Genomic DNA, 16,526 nt, shown 5'->3' with positions numbered 1-16,526 from the left:
ATGGAGAGTTAAATTATGTCGTCAACTGCCTACGAAACTGATTATAATCAATGGCTAAAAGAGACGGTAAAACAGTTACAAGAGCGTAATTTTGAGCAGGTGGATTGGGATAATTTAATTGAAGAAATCGAGAGTATAAGGAAAAGTGATAGACGAGCTTTAATGAGTCTGTTAACCCGTCTTATCGAACATCTTTTAAAGCTGGCTTATTGGCAAGAAGAAAAAAAACGGTCAGGTAATCATTGGGCGGCAGAAATAGTCAATTTTCGCGCCCAAATACAGCATCGTTTAGAAGATAGTCCCAGCTTACGGCCAGAATTAGCAGCTATGTATGATAAAGTTTATCCAGTGGCGATTAAATCGGTTTCTCAGCTTTTTTCCCTCAATTCAGACGCTCATATATCCCTCGAACAAACATTAGATGATAATTGGTTTCCCCCGGCTGAAAAATAGTTCTGAATTAGGAGTAATACTAAAGCTGAATAAATGTGAAATATAGACGAGATAAGGGTTTTAGTGTCCTGTTTCGCTCCCACAGGTGCAAGATTTTGAGAGAATCGTGGTTCAAAACCTTGGGTCTTCATCGGCCCGCTTCCTGTGGGGGCGAAGCATTCGGGCAATAACCTATCGGTGAAACCGGAGATTTTCTATCCGAATGCTTCGCCCGTACTTTTTGCCGCAAACCCTAATCAGTTTTTAATAACCAGATTTATTGTAATTTGGATAGTCAACAGCTTACCCACGACTATAAAATTAACATCCATCTGGCGGGGGTATTACCCTAGTTAATACCCCCTATTTTTGGTACGGTATAGTGTTAAGCTTCTCCTGTGATTGATAAACCCTCTACCCAAACGTAGGGACAAACACCACTGGGAGTAATAACTACTTCCGGTTCCAGATAAACAATCGATTTCAGCAGTGTTAAAATATCTCCTGCTACGGTAGCGGAATCGATGCTAACGCGCTCATTTTTGTTCACTAACCAACCATCAAAGGGCAAAGAGAAGGAACCTTGTAGAGAATTAACTCCTGCATGAAGTGCCTGTAAACTATCAATTAAAACCACATTTTCTGCTGTTTCCAAAGAATAGCTCTTTGGTTGATTGGCACTAGCAAAAACGTGATAAAAATGGGGACTAACCGTTACTTTTGCCCCAATGTTACCATTGCCAGTCGGTTCCGTATTCATCCGTTTAGCGGTAATCGTGCTATGGAGAAAATTACTCAAAATCCCCTCTTTTATTAATTCCACACGACGGGTGGGAGTGCCTTCACTATCAAAAGTTTCTGCGGAAACATTAGCCGGATGGAGGGCATCATCACACAAATTTAAGGCAGTAGCGGCGATTTGTGTTCCTAGGGATTCAGGAGTAGAAAGACTCTGTTTATCAAGGACATTTTGAGCATTAAACAGATTAGAAAATGCTCCTATGAGACTCAAAAAGGCGCGGGGGGCAAAAACCACTAAATATTTACCCGTGGTAATCGGTTGATAGTCCAGATGGCTAACAGTTTTGGTAATCGCTTCCTCGATGCAACCATCGATATCTAATTTTTCCAGGCCCGGACTAACCCGAAAAGCACCGGCGCTGCGGGGTTTTTTGCCTTCCTGTTCGGTTTTGGTGTATAAATACACGCTGGCATAACTACGCGCTTCCTGACGCATTGCCCCGTCGCTATTGAGATAAAAACGTCTGACCTGCTGTTGTCCCAAACCGTTATAGGGAACACTGGCAATAGCTGGATGGGCCGCTAGTAGGGATTTTTCGGCGGCTAATAACTTATCGATGAGAGTGGATACCGGTGCTTGATTAGACATTTCGCTGGCCACTTCTGTGGTAGGTGCGGTGGCAGCGGGACTAAAATCGGGGACATTTTCCTTAACGCCAAAAAAGCTGGCTTCCTGGGCGGTTTTTAGGGCTAATTGCAGTCCCACCGGGTCCACATCGGTGGTCGAGGTGACACCGACTTGATTATCCCGATTCCAGACGCGAACGATAACGCTGGAACGATTGGAAGCTTGTACCTGTTTGGGTTCCCCTTGAAACACATCCACATCGGTTTCATCCACAGAGGAACCATAGATGTCGTATTTAGCAATTCCTAAAGCTTGGGCGCTAGAATTAGCGATTTGGGCGATATCTTCAACTTTTTGCATAGATTTTTTTTGGTGTTGGAGGATAGGTGATAGGGAAGTGGGGGAATGGGGGAATGGGGGAATGGGGAAATTTCAACTAAAATCCCAACATTCAACATCTTCTAACTGATAACTGAAGAGAGATGCGGCCAGGTGGTGACAATAAAGACAATAACGGCAGCCGTGGCCAGCATAGCTTTAGCAACGTGGCCGATAACCGTACCGACGACGATACCGACACAGACTTTTAGGGATTGTTGCAAACGGGGGGTTAATTCCAAATCGCGACGATAGGCGTATTCTCCCAAAAAAGCCCCGACCACAGGACCGACAAATAAGCCGATAATTGGGCCGCCAATGGGTAAAGCCGGTAAAAGCCCGAATATTCCCGCTAATAAACCCACTACTAGCCCGATTTGACTCCAATTGCTCGCCCCAACTTTTTGCGCGCCGAGATAACTAGCGAGGAATTCCACCCCCAGACTAAGGAGAAGGATAACAAAGGCCACGGTTAAAGCGACCCCCATCCCCGCGAATTTGGTCACAAAACCCCACACCACCATGGCGATTAAAATCAAACTCATGCCGGGGATAGCGGGCAGCAGTTCGCCAATTATCCCCACTATCATGATGGCGATGAGGAAATAGTAGAGAATTACTAAAGCCATGATTAACGACCGCCAACGGTAATAGAATCGACTTTTAAATGGGGTTGACCAACGGTGACATAAACGCTACCACTGACGGAACCGCAAAAACCGGCCGCTAGACCTAAATCTTGGGAACACATAGAGATTTTATTCATAATCTCCTTAGCTGAACCGATTAAAGTCGCGCCTTTTAGGGGTTTAGTCAGATTGCCGTTTTCGATAAGATAAGCTTCCTCGACAGCGAAATTAAATTCCCCGGTCGCCCCCACACTACCACCGCCCATTTTTTTGCAATAAATGCCTTTATCGATGGAATTAAAGAGATTATCGAGGGTATATTCCCCAGGGGCGATGTAGGTATTCCGCATCCGACTAGCGGCCGCATAGGTGTAGTTTTGACGGCGACCGCTACCTGTGCGCGGATGGCCGGTTTTAATTGAACCGGTGCGATCGGCAATGAAGTTTTTTAGGATACCATTTTCAATGAGGAGAGTACGCTGGGCCGGCATTCCCTCATCGTCCATATCGATAGTACCGAAAGCTTTATCGGATAATCCTTCGTCCCAAGCCGTCAGGTTTTCGTGGGCGATTTTTTCGCCTTTTTTATCGAGAAAGGGCGTGGTTTTTTGCTCAATTTGCGTAGTTTCTAGCAAATGGCCACAGGCTTCGTGGAAGATAACGCCGCCAAATTCATTGGCCATGACGATGGGATAACTGCCAGATTCTACATAGTCAGCGTAAAGCATTTTACCCGCCGATTCGGCCACTTCTGCCGCCGATTCCTCGGCATTCCACGTCCGCAGAAAATCGGGATTACTGGTACTACCCACCCGTTTACCAATGCTAGAACGATTGGTCCCATCGGCACAGAGGAGATTATAGCCCACCGACTGGGTGAGGCGAATATCCCGGGCAAAAGTGCCGTCACTAGCGGCAACTAAAATTTCCTGCCAATCGCGAAAATAAGCGGCGCGACGAGATTGGACGTGAGAGGCTTTCTGATTGAGTTGAACGTTAGCAGTTAGGAGAATATCACCCATTTCTCGCAAAGAACTGCAATTATTCAGCCAAATATCTTTATTTTTGACCGTGGCATAATCCCGGAACATTTCCAGATTGATTTCGGGAATATATGCGTTAGGACCCGGTAGGTTTAAACCCAGAATCGATAAACCTTTTTCTAGGGCATTTTTTAAGCCTTGGAAGCTTAAATCGTTGGTACTGACATAACAATCAGCTTTACCGCGAAAAAGGCGGATTCCTGCCCCTGTAGATAGTTTCGGTGAGAGACTGGTGATGCTGTCATCTTCGGCTAAACAACTGATATAGTTGACTCTTTCGAGGAAAAATTCGATAAAAGTTGCCCCGGCAGCCCGTCCCAGTCCCAGGAGAGTGGACAAAGGGGCCGCCCAAGAGCTATCAAAGCGCTCCAGACTAGGATTATATTTCAGGGTGGGGAGTTCTTTGGAGATGAGTAGAGTGGGTGACATAAAGCTCGTTTATCAGTTAATCTGCTGGTTTCTAGTCTAACAGCTATCAGTTTTTTCCGTCTGGGGGCGGCCTAACCAGGCTAAATTTTTACCCTTCATATCTCTTAATAAAAACCTTGATTCGATCGCTCATCGCCCGCAAGATTAAATAAAGAGCGACTCAGGATAAAAATAATGGCCACAGCGACACAATTCTTAAACATTTCTGACTTGACAAAAGATGATTATTGTGTATTCGGTTTAGCGATTTGTTTTCTCAAACAGGAGGGAGAATTAGAAAAAGTGGCGGTGTTAGAACCGATTCCCTCGGCAGCTCTAGAGGCAATTGTCAAAGGGATTCCCACTTCCTACGAATTTGCCCGCGCCATGGCTTTAGGAGAGGTTTTTCAGGACGATAATCCTCAAATACCCAGTAATTTCCCCGATAATGCCCAATTATGCGAGAATTTTGTCGAAAGGGCGATTGCGGCCACTCGCACCTATAAAAATCAACCCCATCTGCAAGGGTTAATCCCCTTGGGCAGCCAAAAAGACGATTTAAACTTTTCCCTAGAGAAAAAACGCATCTTAAATGCTGTTCATCTGGTGCGGACGGAGGATAACGTCAAACAACATTCTCACACCCATAAGGTTTTGTAATCAAGGTTAGTTCGGGTTAGGGAAATTTGGCAGTTTTCCCTGATTCCGAACTCAGGTTATAAGTAGTTATCTTAAGAGTGAGGTGTAAAGTTGGGATTTTGAGGAAGTCGATGCCCAATTAAGTAGGGAGGCACAATTATTTGTAGGATGGGTTAGCGGTAGTGTAACCCATGCGGGCGTTGGGTTTCATACTTCAACCCAACCTACGTTCATCTTATATTTAATTCCACCCACCTACTTAACAACTGCGTGTAAGCATCTCACCGAAAAGCAAATGCGCTCCGGGGTTTGGGGGGTAGAACCCCCCAAAAGCTTGAATTGAGTCATAAAATCGAAAGTAACGCCCAATTTTCAAAGAGAGGTTCCCTTGAAAAACCCCAACTTAGTAGATTTATAAAAATGAGATGCACCCAATTATTAAGGCAATGCTACACATAAATTTTTGCTGACTGAATAAATATCTTCAAACAAATAATCCCATTGATGTTCTAGGTGTCTAGCAATGTGGTAAGCAAGCAAAGGTGGCACAGCATTACCAATTAGTTTGTAACCATCCGTAGCCGAAAGTGAATATTTTTCATCTCCCTTGTTTTGTGGACGCACAAATTGAAAATCATCGGGAAAAGTCTGTATTCTCGCACATTCCCGCACAGTTAAACGTCTCATTTTTAACCCTGCTTCTAACTCATTAACTATCTTTCCCCCTAATTCTAAAGATAATCTCCTAAATTCAATATTACCGTGATGTTCCGAGCGAATAGTCGGACTTAAACCCTGTAAATTAACCTCGATTTGTCCCTGAGTTTTGCCATAATGTTTGGCTTTTGAATAGCTTTTTTGTGAGAGGTCAAATAACTCATCTTCTGGTTCTGCTAAACCTGATAATATCTGACCCACCGTACTGTAACTTTTAAGAGGATATATTGACTCAAACAGATTTAATTGATGCTTAATAACTTCATGGGTTGGACGCGGAAAAATATCATGATTTTCTAGATGTGCTATCGCTGTCGCTTTTAAATAGGTTTTATTTAAACCGATAAAGATAATTCTTTCCCTAGTTTGGGGAATTCCGTAATCGGGAGCAAAGAGAAGTTTAGGGATAACTATATATCCATCTTTACCAATGGCACTAAAATCATCTTCAATTATATCTTTAACATTAGCCAAAGAGATTAAACCTTTGACATTTTCAGCAATAAAAACTTTAGGTAAGGTTAATTCAATAACTCTTTTCATCCAATAATAGAGTTTCCCGCGATTATCCTGAAAACTATCTTCACTCTCGTCTAGCAGTTTCCCCGTGTGACTTTTATGAGAATTAAACCCCTTTCTTTTTCCTGAAACACTAAAATCTTGACAGGGAAAACCTCCCGTTACTACATCGATATTACTGGGAAACTGAAACTCTCCTTTTTCTGCTTGTTTGACTAAATCTACAATACTACCCAAGTGAAATACATTCTTTTTACCCCTTTTTTCAAAGTAGGGAATCCAAGCATTATGGGCAGCTTTAGTTATATCATTAGCAAAGACAGTTTCAAAAGTAGTGCGCGGTAGTTTTAGCCATGGTTCCCGTCTTTCTACTATCCAATCTCGATGAATATTTTCATTAACACAGTCTTGGTGTACCCAAAAACCTCCCTCTAATCCTAAGTCCATTCCCCCGCAGCCAGAAAATAGGGATAAAACTCGCTTTTGTTGCCTATTCATCACTATTGATTTAATGAGTAATTTAATAATATCATACTGATGATCAACTCGATCGAAAGGGATTAATTAAAGTTAGTTGATTGGATATTATTAACCCATCCTGCATATCTTCAGAGTAAAGAATACTAGCATCGGTTGCTAAGGCACTAGCTACAATTAAACTATCCCAAAAAGAAAAACTGTATTGATTGCGGAGTTAAGAGGCTCTTAAAAGAATATTGCGATCGAGTTGAATAACAACACATCCATCGTAAAATTCTTGGATAATTTGTCTAATTTGAATTTCACTTATTTTAGCTTTTTTGGATAAAACAGCGCAAACTTCATTAATAATTTGCGTACTGATTAAGATATTTTCCCTGCTAGTTAAAGCGTTCGCTAGATTGCGTTTTCGCATTTCTTCAGCATCGTTACACTCTGGGTCTATTAAAAAACGGTATAGCCAGATATTAGAATCACAAAAATAAAGAGAATTGGTCATAATTATAGCTGATGAATTTCTTCCCGATTTAATTGACGAATACCTTTAACAGCAACGGGGTTTTGAGTTAATTGGGCAATGATTCCAGTGGTGGATATTTTTTTATTTTGTTTGATCACAATAACTTGAACTTCGCTGTCTTCCCTCAAGTCCTGTTGGTATTCTTCGGGAATTTCGATAATACCTTGTTTGATTTTGGCTTTAAATTCCACTGCATTTAACATATTGCTTCTCTCGATCGACTGTCTATAAGATTAATTATAACAAACCTTGGTTAATCCCAACAGTTCCTTCGGATCAAAAATCCGCAGATTGGCATTGAAACTATTCTTTATTACTGGGTGGGCGCATCTCAAACGCTATTGATAATTGGCCGATTTTGTGATAGATCTGCCTATAGGAATGTCAAGTGATAATAGGCAATCAGAATAGTTACAAAATCGACCTATTTGGTCGATTTTTACTTAACAATTGAGACGGCAAATTCTACTCAAATATGCCTGAATCGTGGGCAAGCAACTCACACAAAGTTAATTTTACCAAGGATTGTTAAGATGCGCTTACGCGCTTACCCTGTACCCCGAATAGGGTATTCTATGAAGATAGATCAGACAGTGGTGCAATTCAGACTTGAATTAGCGCAACTCTTACACGAGAGTGAGATAATGGAAATATATCCCCCAGAATAATCCTGTAGATGGCATTACCTCGTTATCAAGTCACCCTTCAAGATCAATCCGGTTCTATTGGACAAGCTGAATTAACAGAAGCAACTCAAGATGATATGCCCTCATTAAAACGAGGAGAGTGCGAATTCTATTGGGAGTCTTTCTGGGAAAAAGCCGATTTTCAGTATCAGGCAATAGTTAAACTGACACTTAATGGAAAGTGTTTAGGTTTAGTTCATTTTTCGGCATTTAACGACTCTGTCGAAGATATTGAAGAACTTAAAAATAAGTCTCCAGAGTATATATTCATCGATTATCTAGAGAGAATTGATAAACAGACATCTTACAAGCCAGTGGGATTATGGTTAATCTGGTATGTAGTCAATATGGCATTGTCGCTATGTACTGGGGATTGTCATGAAACTTTGATTTTGCTGCACTCTCTCTCAGAGGCGATCCCCTATTATGAAAAGCAGGTTATGATGGAGGGTATGAATTGGGTAACACTAGCACCAGGAGAGGAAGGCTATGCTTTCAGGTTTACTAAACAAGGGGCAAAACAGTTTTGCGACAGAATCCAACAGCGATACAGCCCAGCAAAATTCTTTGAATGAAAAATATTTATCTGAAGATGCAAGTGACGTTATAAAAGCTGGCTCTAAATCTTACATGAATTATCGAGAACGGGCTGAATGGTTGAAAAAGTTAAAACAGCCGAAACAGGAAAACTAGGGTTAACTGTGATCTTTCAAGATAAAATTCCCCTGAAAAAGGGGAATTTTATTTATCTTGTCTGATGGGATTATTTAGGGCTTCCAGTAATATTCAGCAAACCCTATATACTGGTCATCATTCATGCCATCGCTAAAAGCGAGGGAAGAATGCTGACACTAAGTTAAAATTGCGGTAACGCACCATAAATTCTTATGCTTGGTTTTTGTCATTTTGATGGGCGGAGTCGGACTCGAACCGACATGAGGGGCTGCCTCGCCACATTTTGAGTGTGGTGCGTCTACCAATTTCGCCATTCGCCCTTGGTATTAGTTCTATTATTATAACCCATTTTTGGCCCCTTTAACAAATTTTGATAATCGGGGGAACTGGCCCAACGATCGATTTCTCGCGCGCGCAGGACGGGGAGGGGATGGGTTAACTGTTGGGTTTGCAAACCCTTTAACATTTCGCCCATTTCCGAGGCGCTGACGGCATCGTAGGACTTGGCCTGATCGATAAAAGCCTCTAAATTTAATAAAGGTGCGAGACTGGGGGAACCTCCGGCTAACTTCATTAACACCGACATGACGATTTTTGGGTCTTGAACTGCCAATAAAGCCGCTCGATCGCAACTAAACTCGGCGCAGCGCACCCATGCTAACATTCTCTCCTGTAGGGATCGTGCTAACATTGTCCCCCAATTGGGCAGTAATCCCGCCGCTAGAACCATAATATTGGCTAAAGTCAGATAAACGCCGTGTTCACATTTGAGATGACCTAATTCGTGGGCGATTACCGCTTGAATTTCTGCGGGAGTCAGCATTTCAATTAGGGAAGTGTGCATCACCATAAACGGTTTTTTGCCCCGCATGGCGAAGGTATAGGCGTTAGGAACGGGGTTTTGTTGAATGTATAATTGAGGTGGTTCTAAGTCGAGAACTCGGCAAGCTTCTAGGAGGAGATTATGCAGGTCGGGTAATTGTTTTTCCCCCACCAAAACACTAGCAGCAATATTATTTAAGTAAAAGAATTCCTCAGCGACGGAACCTAACAAACTTCGCACGGCTATATCTAACCCAGGCAACTGTTTAAGGGAGTTAGTCGCCTCTAGGTCGATGGGATGCCTAAAATCATTGGCTTTTAAGCCGAGTAATAACTGTTTTGATAATTCCATATTCTTATTCATTTAACCAAGCTTTGACGCGTTCTAAACTTTTCCAATCGGGTTTTCTAGCCAAACCATCGGCGATATTTTCATCCACTTCTTGGCGAACTTCTTTGTTTAAACTAACTAATTGTTGCACCAGTTCGATATGTTCTCTAACTCCGGCGGTTTTGGTTTCTAACATAGCCAAAACCAAATTGATCCGGTTTTGGGGGGAAACTTTATCGAGTTTAACGGCTTTTTGGGCGGCTTTTAGAGCTAATTCCGGTTTATCGGTGAGCATATATAACCAAGCTAAACAGGACCAAACGGCGGCATTTTTAGGACTGCGATCGCTTAATTGTTTAAATTCTGGCAATAAACTGGCGGCGCTTTCTCCCTGTTGGTAGCGTTCTAAACCTTGTTCGAGGGTAAAATTGGCGGTTTCTGTCATTTTCAGCTGAGGGGTTAATCAAGGAGCAAATTTAACGGTTATCGGCGTATTACACAAAGCTAGTACAAATCACCTTTATCTAGTATTTTAGCAAAATTTGTCCCTTTGTCAGCAAAATTTTAAAAGACGATGCCCCGTTCTCGCCAGATCATCAATAGGCCACTCATTGAAACGAATAACATCACTGCTTGTTTAAATTGCTGGGGACTCATTCTTTCTAAAACTTTTTGTCCTAACCAATTGCCCGGCCAGGCCGCTAATCCTAACAATAAACCGTAACCGAGAAAAGGCAGATGTAAAACTCCAAAGGCTGCGTAGGCGATTAATTTGGCCACATGAACTACTACCATGTGAACGGATTTCGTTGCCACCATTGGTTCTTTAACTAGCCCATAGTTAATATAAAACAGGTTCATCATCGGGCCGGTACTACCGACTAATCCTGACAAGAAAGCGTAGATAAATCCCGAGGGCATAAAATACCAAGTTTTAATCTCAAAAAAAGGATTTTCTTGTTGGGGAAATAATTGTTTAAGCGAGGATAAAACCAGAAAAATTCCCAAAACTAGCGGCAACCATTTGAATTGTAAATGGGCAAAAACAAAAGCGCCGAGGGTAGATCCCATAATTGCCCCAGGTAGATACCACACCGTCGAGGGCCAGTCAATGGCGCGCCAATACATTCCCATGCGTTGGACGTTACCGATTAGCATCCCCGTGGTCAAAACCGGAGGAATGACGGCAGCATCGAGAAACCAACCTAAAACGGGGAGTAGAATCAGGGGGCTGCCCCCACCAGCAAGGGTACTAAAAAACCAAGCTAGACTACCTGCCAACATCAAGGTAACAATGATCATCGAGTTGTAAAGTTAATTCACAAAGAGTTACTTAATCTATTATGATATCTTCTTTGGGATCTTCGTCGGTATAATGCCATTCCACATTGGGCATAGCCTCGAAAGCTTGCCGGACGTAATCCTCCCAGAGTTTCCGCATTTTGGCTAGGTAGGGATCTCCCAAACGCAATTGTAACTTATGACGTAGGCTTAGGCTATTAGCTTCATACATACTCAAATAGATAGGTGGTCCGACAGAAATATTCGATTTCATGGTCGAATCGATGGAAAGTAAGGCACATTTGGCCATTTCCTCTAGGGGTGTATCATAGGTAATGGTGCGATCGAGAATCGGTTTACCGTATTTAGTTTCACCTATCTGTAAAAATGGCGTTTCTTTGGTGGCTTGAATATGATTTCCCTGGGGATAAATGAGGAATAATTGCGGTTCTTCTCCTTTAATTTGTCCCCCAAGAATAAAGTTACATTGAAAATCAATATTATCTTTTTCTAGCCAGGTTCTTTCCCTAGCTTGTACTTGACGACTTTTATCACCGATATAGTGGGCGATATCGTAGAGATGATTCAGAGAATGAAGACTTTTATCCTCTTGATTGTGCAGATCTCTTTTTAGTTCGTGAATCACTCCTTGGCTAATCGATAAATTCCCCGATGTGCAGACCATAATTACTCTTTCTCCCGACACCGAAAAGTCAAATAATTTCCGATAGGCCGAGATATAATCGACTCCCGCGTTCGTGCGAGAATCTGCCCCCATAACAATGCCAAAACGATTGATAATTCCTAAACAGTAAGTCATTTTCAGTTATCAGTAATCAGTGAACAGTAATCAGTAAACAGTAATCAGTAAACAGTAATCAGTAATTAGTAATCAGTAATCAGTGATACAGTAAACAGTAATTAGTAAACAGTAATTAGTGAAGATTGATCGGTGAATAATATCATTTAAAGCTTAAAACTTAAAAATTTAATCTGATAACTAATCACTGATAACTGCTCGGTGAATAATATCATTTAAAACCTAAAACTTATCACTTTAATCTGATAACTGATAACTGATAACTGATAACTGATAACTGATAACTGATAACTGATAACTGATAACTGATAACTGATAACTGATAACTGAATTAAGCCATAACCATACCACCATCGACGTTAAAGACTTGACCAGTGATATAAATAGCGGCGGGATCGGCGGCTAAAAAACGCACCATCCCGGCGACTTCTTCCGGTTTTCCGTAACGGGATAGGGGAATATATTTGAGGATTTCATCTGCTTTGAGGTCATGAGTCATATCGGTTTCAATAAAGCCGGGGGCCACGGCATTAACAGTGATGCCTCGACTGGCAAATTCTTTGGCTAAAGTTTTCGTTAAACCGATGACACCAGCTTTAGCGGCGCTGTAATTAGATTGACCCGGATTACCCATCAAACCGGATACAGAAGTGATGTTAATTATGCGGCCGCTTTTCTGTTTTAACATCAATTTACCGACGGCCCGAGTGCAGAGAAAAACCCCAGTTAAATTGAGATCGATGACCGCTTGCCAGTCTTCTAATTTCATTCTTAACATCAGGGTATCCCGGGTAATACCGGCATTATTAACTAAGACATCAATATGACCGAATTTTTCCTTGGTACTATCTACTAAATTATCCACTTCTTCGCTTTTAGCCACATCTGCTTGTAGAGCTATTGCCTTTCCCCCGGCTGCGGTAATTTCTTCGACAACGGCATCGGCAGCACTGCTAGATTTAGCATAGTTCACCACTACAGTAGCACCTTGGCTGGCTAATTCTAAGGCGATCGCTTTACCGATCCCTCGCGAGGCCCCGGTTACTATGGCTACTTTGTCTTGTAAATGCTGGCATTCTGCGGGTAATAGTTTCATAATTTTCTGCATTCCCCAAATAATCGTCAAATCTCAAGAGAAAACTCTGTACTGATAACTTTGCTCAAAACACTTCATTATCTCACAAGCGGGTTAATCTGACCGCAGAAATCCTCAATGGGGATCGCTCTGTCCCCACTTTCCTGTATAGTATCAGGGAGAATTGGCCGCCACTAATTGATCGAGTTGCTGCTGCATCAAATAACAGACTTTCTCATAACATTCCCGTACATAACGGCGGTCCCGGGCCGCTTTTTTGCCGTAACGTTCAAAAATAATTGGGGGACAAACCCGGGTATGTATCGGTACGGGTAAGGGAATATTCGGCAAGGGACCGATAGCTAGTCCCCAGGGTAAACCGAAATAGATGGGACAGGTCCCAGGGTCAATACCGAAAGGCCAAGGCATACCCTTTTTATGCAATTCTTTTAATTGAGGATAAATATCTTCGAGGACAAACAGAGTCGAGTGAGCGCCGTGGGAAATGGCGGGAATAATCGGCACTTCGTACTGTAAAGCTAGTTTAACAAAAGCTTGATTACCAGCAAAATGAATTTTATTTCTTAAACTGTGGGGACGGAAAACATCCGTAGCACCTCCGGGATAAATTAGGACACTAGCGCCACTATCCAAAGCGGCGATCGCCATTTTCGGATGGGCATGAACGGCCCCCATTTGGGCTGCTAGACTAGCTTGGGATGGAAAAAATCGCCAGACTCGCGAATCCATCAAACCATAGACTAAGCGATCGCTGCCAAAGCGTTGAAACCAATCATACATCATCATAAACATATCGGGAGCCGCTAAACCGCCGTTATGGGAGCCGATGAATAATACTTGTCCTGAGGGGGGAATATTTTCCCAACCATCGGTTTTAACGCGAAAATAATGGTGATAAAACCAATCCAGAAGGGGGACAAATTTTTCGATCACTTGCGGATCCCGATCCTCTAATGACCAACCGGTGAGGGTATCAACAGGGGCCTTAGCCGCTTCTAGGGATAATTCGGCAAAAGTCGCCGTAGATGAGACAAAAGAACTAAAAATCTGCATTGATGCCCAGTGGATAATTTAAGCGCATCTTATTATCGCAAATTTCAGTTAAAAAACCCATCGTTTGAGAACGGCTTTCCTTGATAATTTTATCATCTTTAACGTCTAATCTTCACAGTTGAACCAATTTTTATTTAATAACTGCTCTAAACTGTAAGGACATTCTGAAGGAAAATCGCCAGAAAACCCAGTTTTTTGTCGAACATAATCGAAAGCATCCTGATAGATTATCGGTAATTCCTCAGCTAAATAATTCTGTAAATTCGTCGTTAAACATTTTCTTAATTGCGTGCGAAAACTGATAATTTCCGCTCGCCAATGATTCCGATTTATTTCTGCTTCTGTTGTCCAATATTGTAAAAGTAATAAATGCCTGATCACTTGTTCAAGTAAGCTACTGACTCGGTTTTTATCTCTTTTACTCAAGCTTTCTAATTCCTCAATTAAATGGATTACATCTAATTCATCTAAGCGATTTTCCTTGAGGATTTTTATTGTTTCCTCTAACCAAAGATGTTGATCAATTTCGTAAAGTAGGGGCAGGGTTTCTCCTCCCTCTACTTGCCAGGGATTCTGATTTAAAGTTTTCATTGGGTTGTTGGCGGTTTTTAATAGGAGATAAGTACCTCATATATATATTAAGCCACTTTCTCCTAATTTTGATAATGACACGGGAAAATTTACCGCCCATCCTTACAGTGCGATGCCGAAGACACTGCGTAGCAGTACGCCGATCTTGTAGGGTGCGTTAACGTAGTGTAACGCACGTCTTTACTGACTCAAGCCAATTTTGTAGGGTGCGTTAACGTAGTGTAACGCACGTCTTTACTGACTCAAGCTATTAAAATATGGCGGATGAATTAAAGATTGGGTTCAATTTATAACTCTACCCAATTCTCTAAACTTAATCCTTCAACCCTCAATAAATCACTGTCATTAGAAACAACAACTAAACTTTTAACTATAGCAGTAGCAGCAATTAAAATATCTTCTGTTTGTATGGGTAATCCTCTTAATCTAAGATCAGCATGAATTTCGGCTGCTTTTTCTAAAATAGCTAAATCATCTAATAAAATAATTTGATAATCCTGAGAAAGTTTGTTAAATCTTTCTCTTTGTTTAGGTGCAGCAACTGCCAAAAATCCCCTCTTAATTTCAAAATAAGTAATGCAACTGATAAAGATACTTTTTATTTGAGCTTTGACATTTTCAATTTTTTGATAAACTTTAAGATCACGCTTAATTAGTATCTAGCGAATAACTGATAATTACCTATTTACGCTTAATTGCTTCATCGAAAATAGCCATTTGTTCAGGAGTAAAATCGCCGCCAATTTTTGACAGGATTTCTGTGGACATAATAAAGCTACAATGCTCTTTCAATTCTGCCTCTGACATAGTGTTAAATTCCTCAAAAGGTAAATTTTTTTCAAATAATTCAACCAAATGTTTCACTATTTCTGAATAATTAAGCTCCTCTTTAAAGAAAGGACGATCTTCCATTAAAATAGAAACAACTTGCTCAATTCTCTTGATCATCGATTTTTGTCTGACATCAGTTGATAACATATTTATGCCGCCAGTAAATTTTCAATAATATTTATCAACTGCCAATATATCAAGTTTCTCGTGGTTATGCAACATCGTGAGTTCGATCTCGAATAGATCCCCGTAACGGTGTCTTGAGTGGGATGTACCGCCATTCTCATCGGATGGTGATTTCTGCGATGTCGAACCTGTTTGGGGTGAAGATGTCTTTATGGTTAAAAGATCGCAAGGGACGCACCTTATCAGACGAGGACATATTACACTATCCTTATGATAGTAGTAACCTTAGCCGAAACCATGAAGTTAATGAAGTTAATCGATACTGCTATACCCAGTTTCCCAATTGAGTAATTGGCACTTTAAAACTTTAGAGGAATTAGAAGTCAAAGTAGATAAATTGTTTAAGAAGTAACACCCCAGAGGGTTGCTTCTCTCATGGGATTTCCCTTCATCCTTGATGCTCTATCTGCTCTGAATAATTTAATTTGGTATAAGCAGAAGTCCCATCGCTAAAAGCGAGGGACTTCTGGTGACACTCAGTTAAACACAGTAAGAGCTTATTGCCTTAAACCAGAGGATGTCACAGCACTATATTGGTAACAGGTAAACTATACACTCCAGCGATCGCCAATTGAAAGTCGCTGACTGCATCGCCGTTGGTATCCCCGCAAAGGAGACCGCCGTCAAAGCGCAGTTGTCCCGCTTGACCTGAAAAATCCGAGGCACCAATAAACGTGAAACTCTGATTACCATCGTTGAGGGAGTTGGCATCAATGCCAGAGATGTCAATAGTATCAAGATCAGTATTGAAATCGAGGATATTGTCTTGGTTTGCACCTTGACCGATTTCATCAACGGTGTTGAAGATAAAACGGTCCGGACCTTCACCTCCCGTTAGTTGATCTGACCCTAATCCTCCGATAAGAATGTCCTCACCACTACCACCGTTAAGTTTGTCCTCACCACCGCCACCAATAATGACGTTATTGGCAGCATTACCGGTGATATTATCATTCCCCCAATAGCCATTTATTTCGATATTGTTACCGACAAAAGCCGTATTAGAGAAGTCGAGGGTAT

Annotated in this window: 18 protein-coding genes, 1 tRNA gene and 1 pseudogene; 3 read left to right on the top strand and 17 right to left on the bottom strand. The window is 41.6% G+C overall.

Annotation, left to right across the window (positions count from 1 at the left end):
• Positions 1-15: 15 nt before the first annotated feature.
• Positions 16-453, top strand: a complete 438-nt coding sequence (locus tag IM515_RS11950; protein WP_287627226.1) for a DUF29 domain-containing protein — start codon at positions 16-18, stop codon at positions 451-453.
• 364 nt (positions 454-817) lie between these two features.
• Here IM515_RS11950 and IM515_RS11945 read toward each other — a convergent pair whose 3' ends face one another.
• The 3 genes from IM515_RS11945 to IM515_RS11935 all read right to left on the bottom strand — a co-directional run bounded on the left by IM515_RS11945 (position 818) and on the right by IM515_RS11935 (position 4,280).
• Positions 818-2,161 carry a TldD/PmbA family protein gene (locus tag IM515_RS11945; RefSeq protein ID WP_287627225.1) on the bottom strand — a complete coding sequence of 448 codons (1,344 nt, stop codon included), beginning with the start codon at positions 2,159-2,161 and terminating at the stop codon, positions 818-820.
• A 101-nt stretch (positions 2,162-2,262) separates the two neighbouring features.
• A complete protein-coding gene (locus IM515_RS11940; RefSeq protein ID WP_002766718.1) occupies positions 2,263-2,808 on the bottom strand; it encodes a DUF456 domain-containing protein in 546 nt (181 codons plus the stop codon).
• A 2-nt stretch (positions 2,809-2,810) separates the two neighbouring features.
• Complete coding sequence (locus IM515_RS11935) at positions 2,811-4,280, bottom strand: TldD/PmbA family protein (protein ID WP_287627224.1); 1,470 nt, start codon at positions 4,278-4,280, stop codon at positions 2,811-2,813.
• 174 nt (positions 4,281-4,454) lie between these two features.
• Between IM515_RS11935 and IM515_RS11930 the strand changes: the two genes are divergently transcribed.
• A complete protein-coding gene (locus IM515_RS11930) occupies positions 4,455-4,919 on the top strand; it encodes a hypothetical protein (protein WP_002766720.1) in 465 nt (154 codons plus the stop codon).
• Between the two features lie 417 nt (positions 4,920-5,336).
• Here the strand turns inward: IM515_RS11930 and IM515_RS11925 are convergent, their stop codons facing one another.
• The 3 genes and pseudogenes from IM515_RS11925 to IM515_RS11915 all read right to left on the bottom strand — a co-directional run bounded on the left by IM515_RS11925 (position 5,337) and on the right by IM515_RS11915 (position 7,337).
• Entirely contained in the window at positions 5,337-6,632 is a 1,296-nt protein-coding gene (locus tag IM515_RS11925; protein WP_287627223.1) for a DNA cytosine methyltransferase, read from the bottom strand.
• 43 nt (positions 6,633-6,675) lie between these two features.
• Positions 6,676-7,113 (bottom strand): annotated as a pseudogene (locus tag IM515_RS11920) (PIN domain-containing protein).
• Between the two features lie 2 nt (positions 7,114-7,115).
• On the bottom strand, positions 7,116-7,337 hold the full coding sequence (locus IM515_RS11915; protein ID WP_002766724.1) for a hypothetical protein: 222 nt from the start codon (positions 7,335-7,337) through the stop codon (positions 7,116-7,118).
• A 473-nt stretch (positions 7,338-7,810) separates the two neighbouring features.
• On the opposite strand from IM515_RS11915, the gene IM515_RS11910 reads away from it, so the two are divergent.
• Positions 7,811-8,395 (top strand): hypothetical protein, encoded by a 585-nt coding sequence (locus tag IM515_RS11910; protein ID WP_287627222.1) that lies wholly within the window; start codon positions 7,811-7,813, stop codon positions 8,393-8,395.
• A gap of 335 nt (positions 8,396-8,730) precedes the next feature.
• Here the strand turns inward: IM515_RS11910 and IM515_RS11905 are convergent.
• The 11 genes from IM515_RS11905 to IM515_RS11855 all read right to left on the bottom strand — a co-directional run.
• Positions 8,731-8,815: transfer RNA gene (locus tag IM515_RS11905), tRNA-Leu, on the bottom strand.
• Positions 8,794-9,681: a M48 family metallopeptidase gene (locus IM515_RS11900; RefSeq protein WP_287627221.1), complete on the bottom strand. Its 888-nt coding sequence runs from the start codon at positions 9,679-9,681 to the stop codon at positions 8,794-8,796. Before IM515_RS11900 ends, IM515_RS11905 begins: the two co-directional genes overlap by 22 nt.
• Positions 9,674-10,093, bottom strand: a complete 420-nt coding sequence (locus tag IM515_RS11895) for a tetratricopeptide repeat protein (protein WP_002766728.1) — start codon at positions 10,091-10,093, stop codon at positions 9,674-9,676. Before IM515_RS11895 ends, IM515_RS11900 begins: the two co-directional genes overlap by 8 nt.
• Before the next feature lie 119 nt (positions 10,094-10,212).
• Positions 10,213-10,950, bottom strand: a complete 738-nt coding sequence (locus IM515_RS11890; protein ID WP_052276734.1) for a sulfite exporter TauE/SafE family protein — start codon at positions 10,948-10,950, stop codon at positions 10,213-10,215.
• 31 nt (positions 10,951-10,981) lie between these two features.
• Entirely contained in the window at positions 10,982-11,749 is a 768-nt protein-coding gene (locus tag IM515_RS11885) for a proteasome-type protease (RefSeq protein WP_052276735.1), read from the bottom strand.
• A 331-nt stretch (positions 11,750-12,080) separates the two neighbouring features.
• Positions 12,081-12,857 carry a 3-oxoacyl-[acyl-carrier-protein] reductase gene (gene fabG / locus IM515_RS11880; RefSeq protein ID WP_002766731.1) on the bottom strand — a complete coding sequence of 259 codons (777 nt, stop codon included), beginning with the start codon at positions 12,855-12,857 and terminating at the stop codon, positions 12,081-12,083.
• 141 nt (positions 12,858-12,998) lie between these two features.
• Positions 12,999-13,898, bottom strand: coding sequence for a lysophospholipid acyltransferase family protein (locus IM515_RS11875; RefSeq protein ID WP_287627220.1), 900 nt, complete (start codon positions 13,896-13,898; stop codon positions 12,999-13,001).
• Positions 13,899-14,003: 105 nt separating this feature from the next.
• On the bottom strand, positions 14,004-14,489 hold the full coding sequence (locus IM515_RS11870; RefSeq protein ID WP_287627218.1) for a DUF29 domain-containing protein: 486 nt from the start codon (positions 14,487-14,489) through the stop codon (positions 14,004-14,006).
• A gap of 287 nt (positions 14,490-14,776) precedes the next feature.
• Complete coding sequence (locus tag IM515_RS11865; RefSeq protein ID WP_287627235.1) at positions 14,777-15,148, bottom strand: PIN domain-containing protein; 372 nt, start codon at positions 15,146-15,148, stop codon at positions 14,777-14,779.
• Positions 15,149-15,170: 22 nt separating this feature from the next.
• Positions 15,171-15,467, bottom strand: coding sequence for a hypothetical protein (locus IM515_RS11860; protein ID WP_045362253.1), 297 nt, complete (start codon positions 15,465-15,467; stop codon positions 15,171-15,173).
• A gap of 559 nt (positions 15,468-16,026) precedes the next feature.
• Positions 16,027-16,526, bottom strand: a 500-nt coding sequence (locus IM515_RS11855; RefSeq protein WP_425589523.1) for a M10 family metallopeptidase C-terminal domain-containing protein, incomplete at its 5' end; no start/stop codon positions are given.

It is taken from the genome of Microcystis sp. M44BS1 (assembly GCF_020244875.1).
GTDB classification, from domain to species: Bacteria; Cyanobacteriota; Cyanobacteriia; order Cyanobacteriales; family Microcystaceae; genus Microcystis; species Microcystis panniformis.
Note: the sequence above shows the minus strand (reverse complement) of the source record. Positions and strands in the feature narration are given on the sequence as shown.

What these genes read in the sequence shown, in the direction of transcription:
- IM515_RS11885 (WP_052276735.1), bottom strand. Translation starts at nt 11,749, where the DNA reads ATGACTTACTGTTTAGGAATTATCAATCGTTTTGGCATTGTTATGGGG.
- IM515_RS11940 (WP_002766718.1), bottom strand. Translation starts at nt 2,808, where the DNA reads ATGGCTTTAGTAATTCTCTACTATTTCCTCATCGCCATCATGATAGTG.
- IM515_RS11945 (WP_287627225.1), bottom strand. Translation starts at nt 2,161, where the DNA reads ATGCAAAAAGTTGAAGATATCGCCCAAATCGCTAATTCTAGCGCCCAA.
- IM515_RS11935 (WP_287627224.1), bottom strand. Translation starts at nt 4,280, where the DNA reads ATGTCACCCACTCTACTCATCTCCAAAGAACTCCCCACCCTGAAATAT.
- fabG (WP_002766731.1), bottom strand. Translation starts at nt 12,857, where the DNA reads ATGCAGAAAATTATGAAACTATTACCCGCAGAATGCCAGCATTTACAA.
- IM515_RS11860 (WP_045362253.1), bottom strand. Translation starts at nt 15,467, where the DNA reads ATGTTATCAACTGATGTCAGACAAAAATCGATGATCAAGAGAATTGAG.
- IM515_RS11925 (WP_287627223.1), bottom strand. Translation starts at nt 6,632, where the DNA reads ATGAATAGGCAACAAAAGCGAGTTTTATCCCTATTTTCTGGCTGCGGG.
- IM515_RS11875 (WP_287627220.1), bottom strand. Translation starts at nt 13,898, where the DNA reads ATGCAGATTTTTAGTTCTTTTGTCTCATCTACGGCGACTTTTGCCGAA.
- IM515_RS11930 (WP_002766720.1), top strand. Translation starts at nt 4,455, where the DNA reads ATGGCCACAGCGACACAATTCTTAAACATTTCTGACTTGACAAAAGAT.
- IM515_RS11890 (WP_052276734.1), bottom strand. Translation starts at nt 10,950, where the DNA reads ATGATCATTGTTACCTTGATGTTGGCAGGTAGTCTAGCTTGGTTTTTT.
- IM515_RS11900 (WP_287627221.1), bottom strand. Translation starts at nt 9,681, where the DNA reads ATGAATAAGAATATGGAATTATCAAAACAGTTATTACTCGGCTTAAAA.
- IM515_RS11870 (WP_287627218.1), bottom strand. Translation starts at nt 14,489, where the DNA reads ATGAAAACTTTAAATCAGAATCCCTGGCAAGTAGAGGGAGGAGAAACC.
- IM515_RS11910 (WP_287627222.1), top strand. Translation starts at nt 7,811, where the DNA reads ATGGCATTACCTCGTTATCAAGTCACCCTTCAAGATCAATCCGGTTCT.
- IM515_RS11915 (WP_002766724.1), bottom strand. Translation starts at nt 7,337, where the DNA reads ATGTTAAATGCAGTGGAATTTAAAGCCAAAATCAAACAAGGTATTATC.
- IM515_RS11895 (WP_002766728.1), bottom strand. Translation starts at nt 10,093, where the DNA reads ATGACAGAAACCGCCAATTTTACCCTCGAACAAGGTTTAGAACGCTAC.
- IM515_RS11950 (WP_287627226.1), top strand. Translation starts at nt 16, where the DNA reads ATGTCGTCAACTGCCTACGAAACTGATTATAATCAATGGCTAAAAGAG.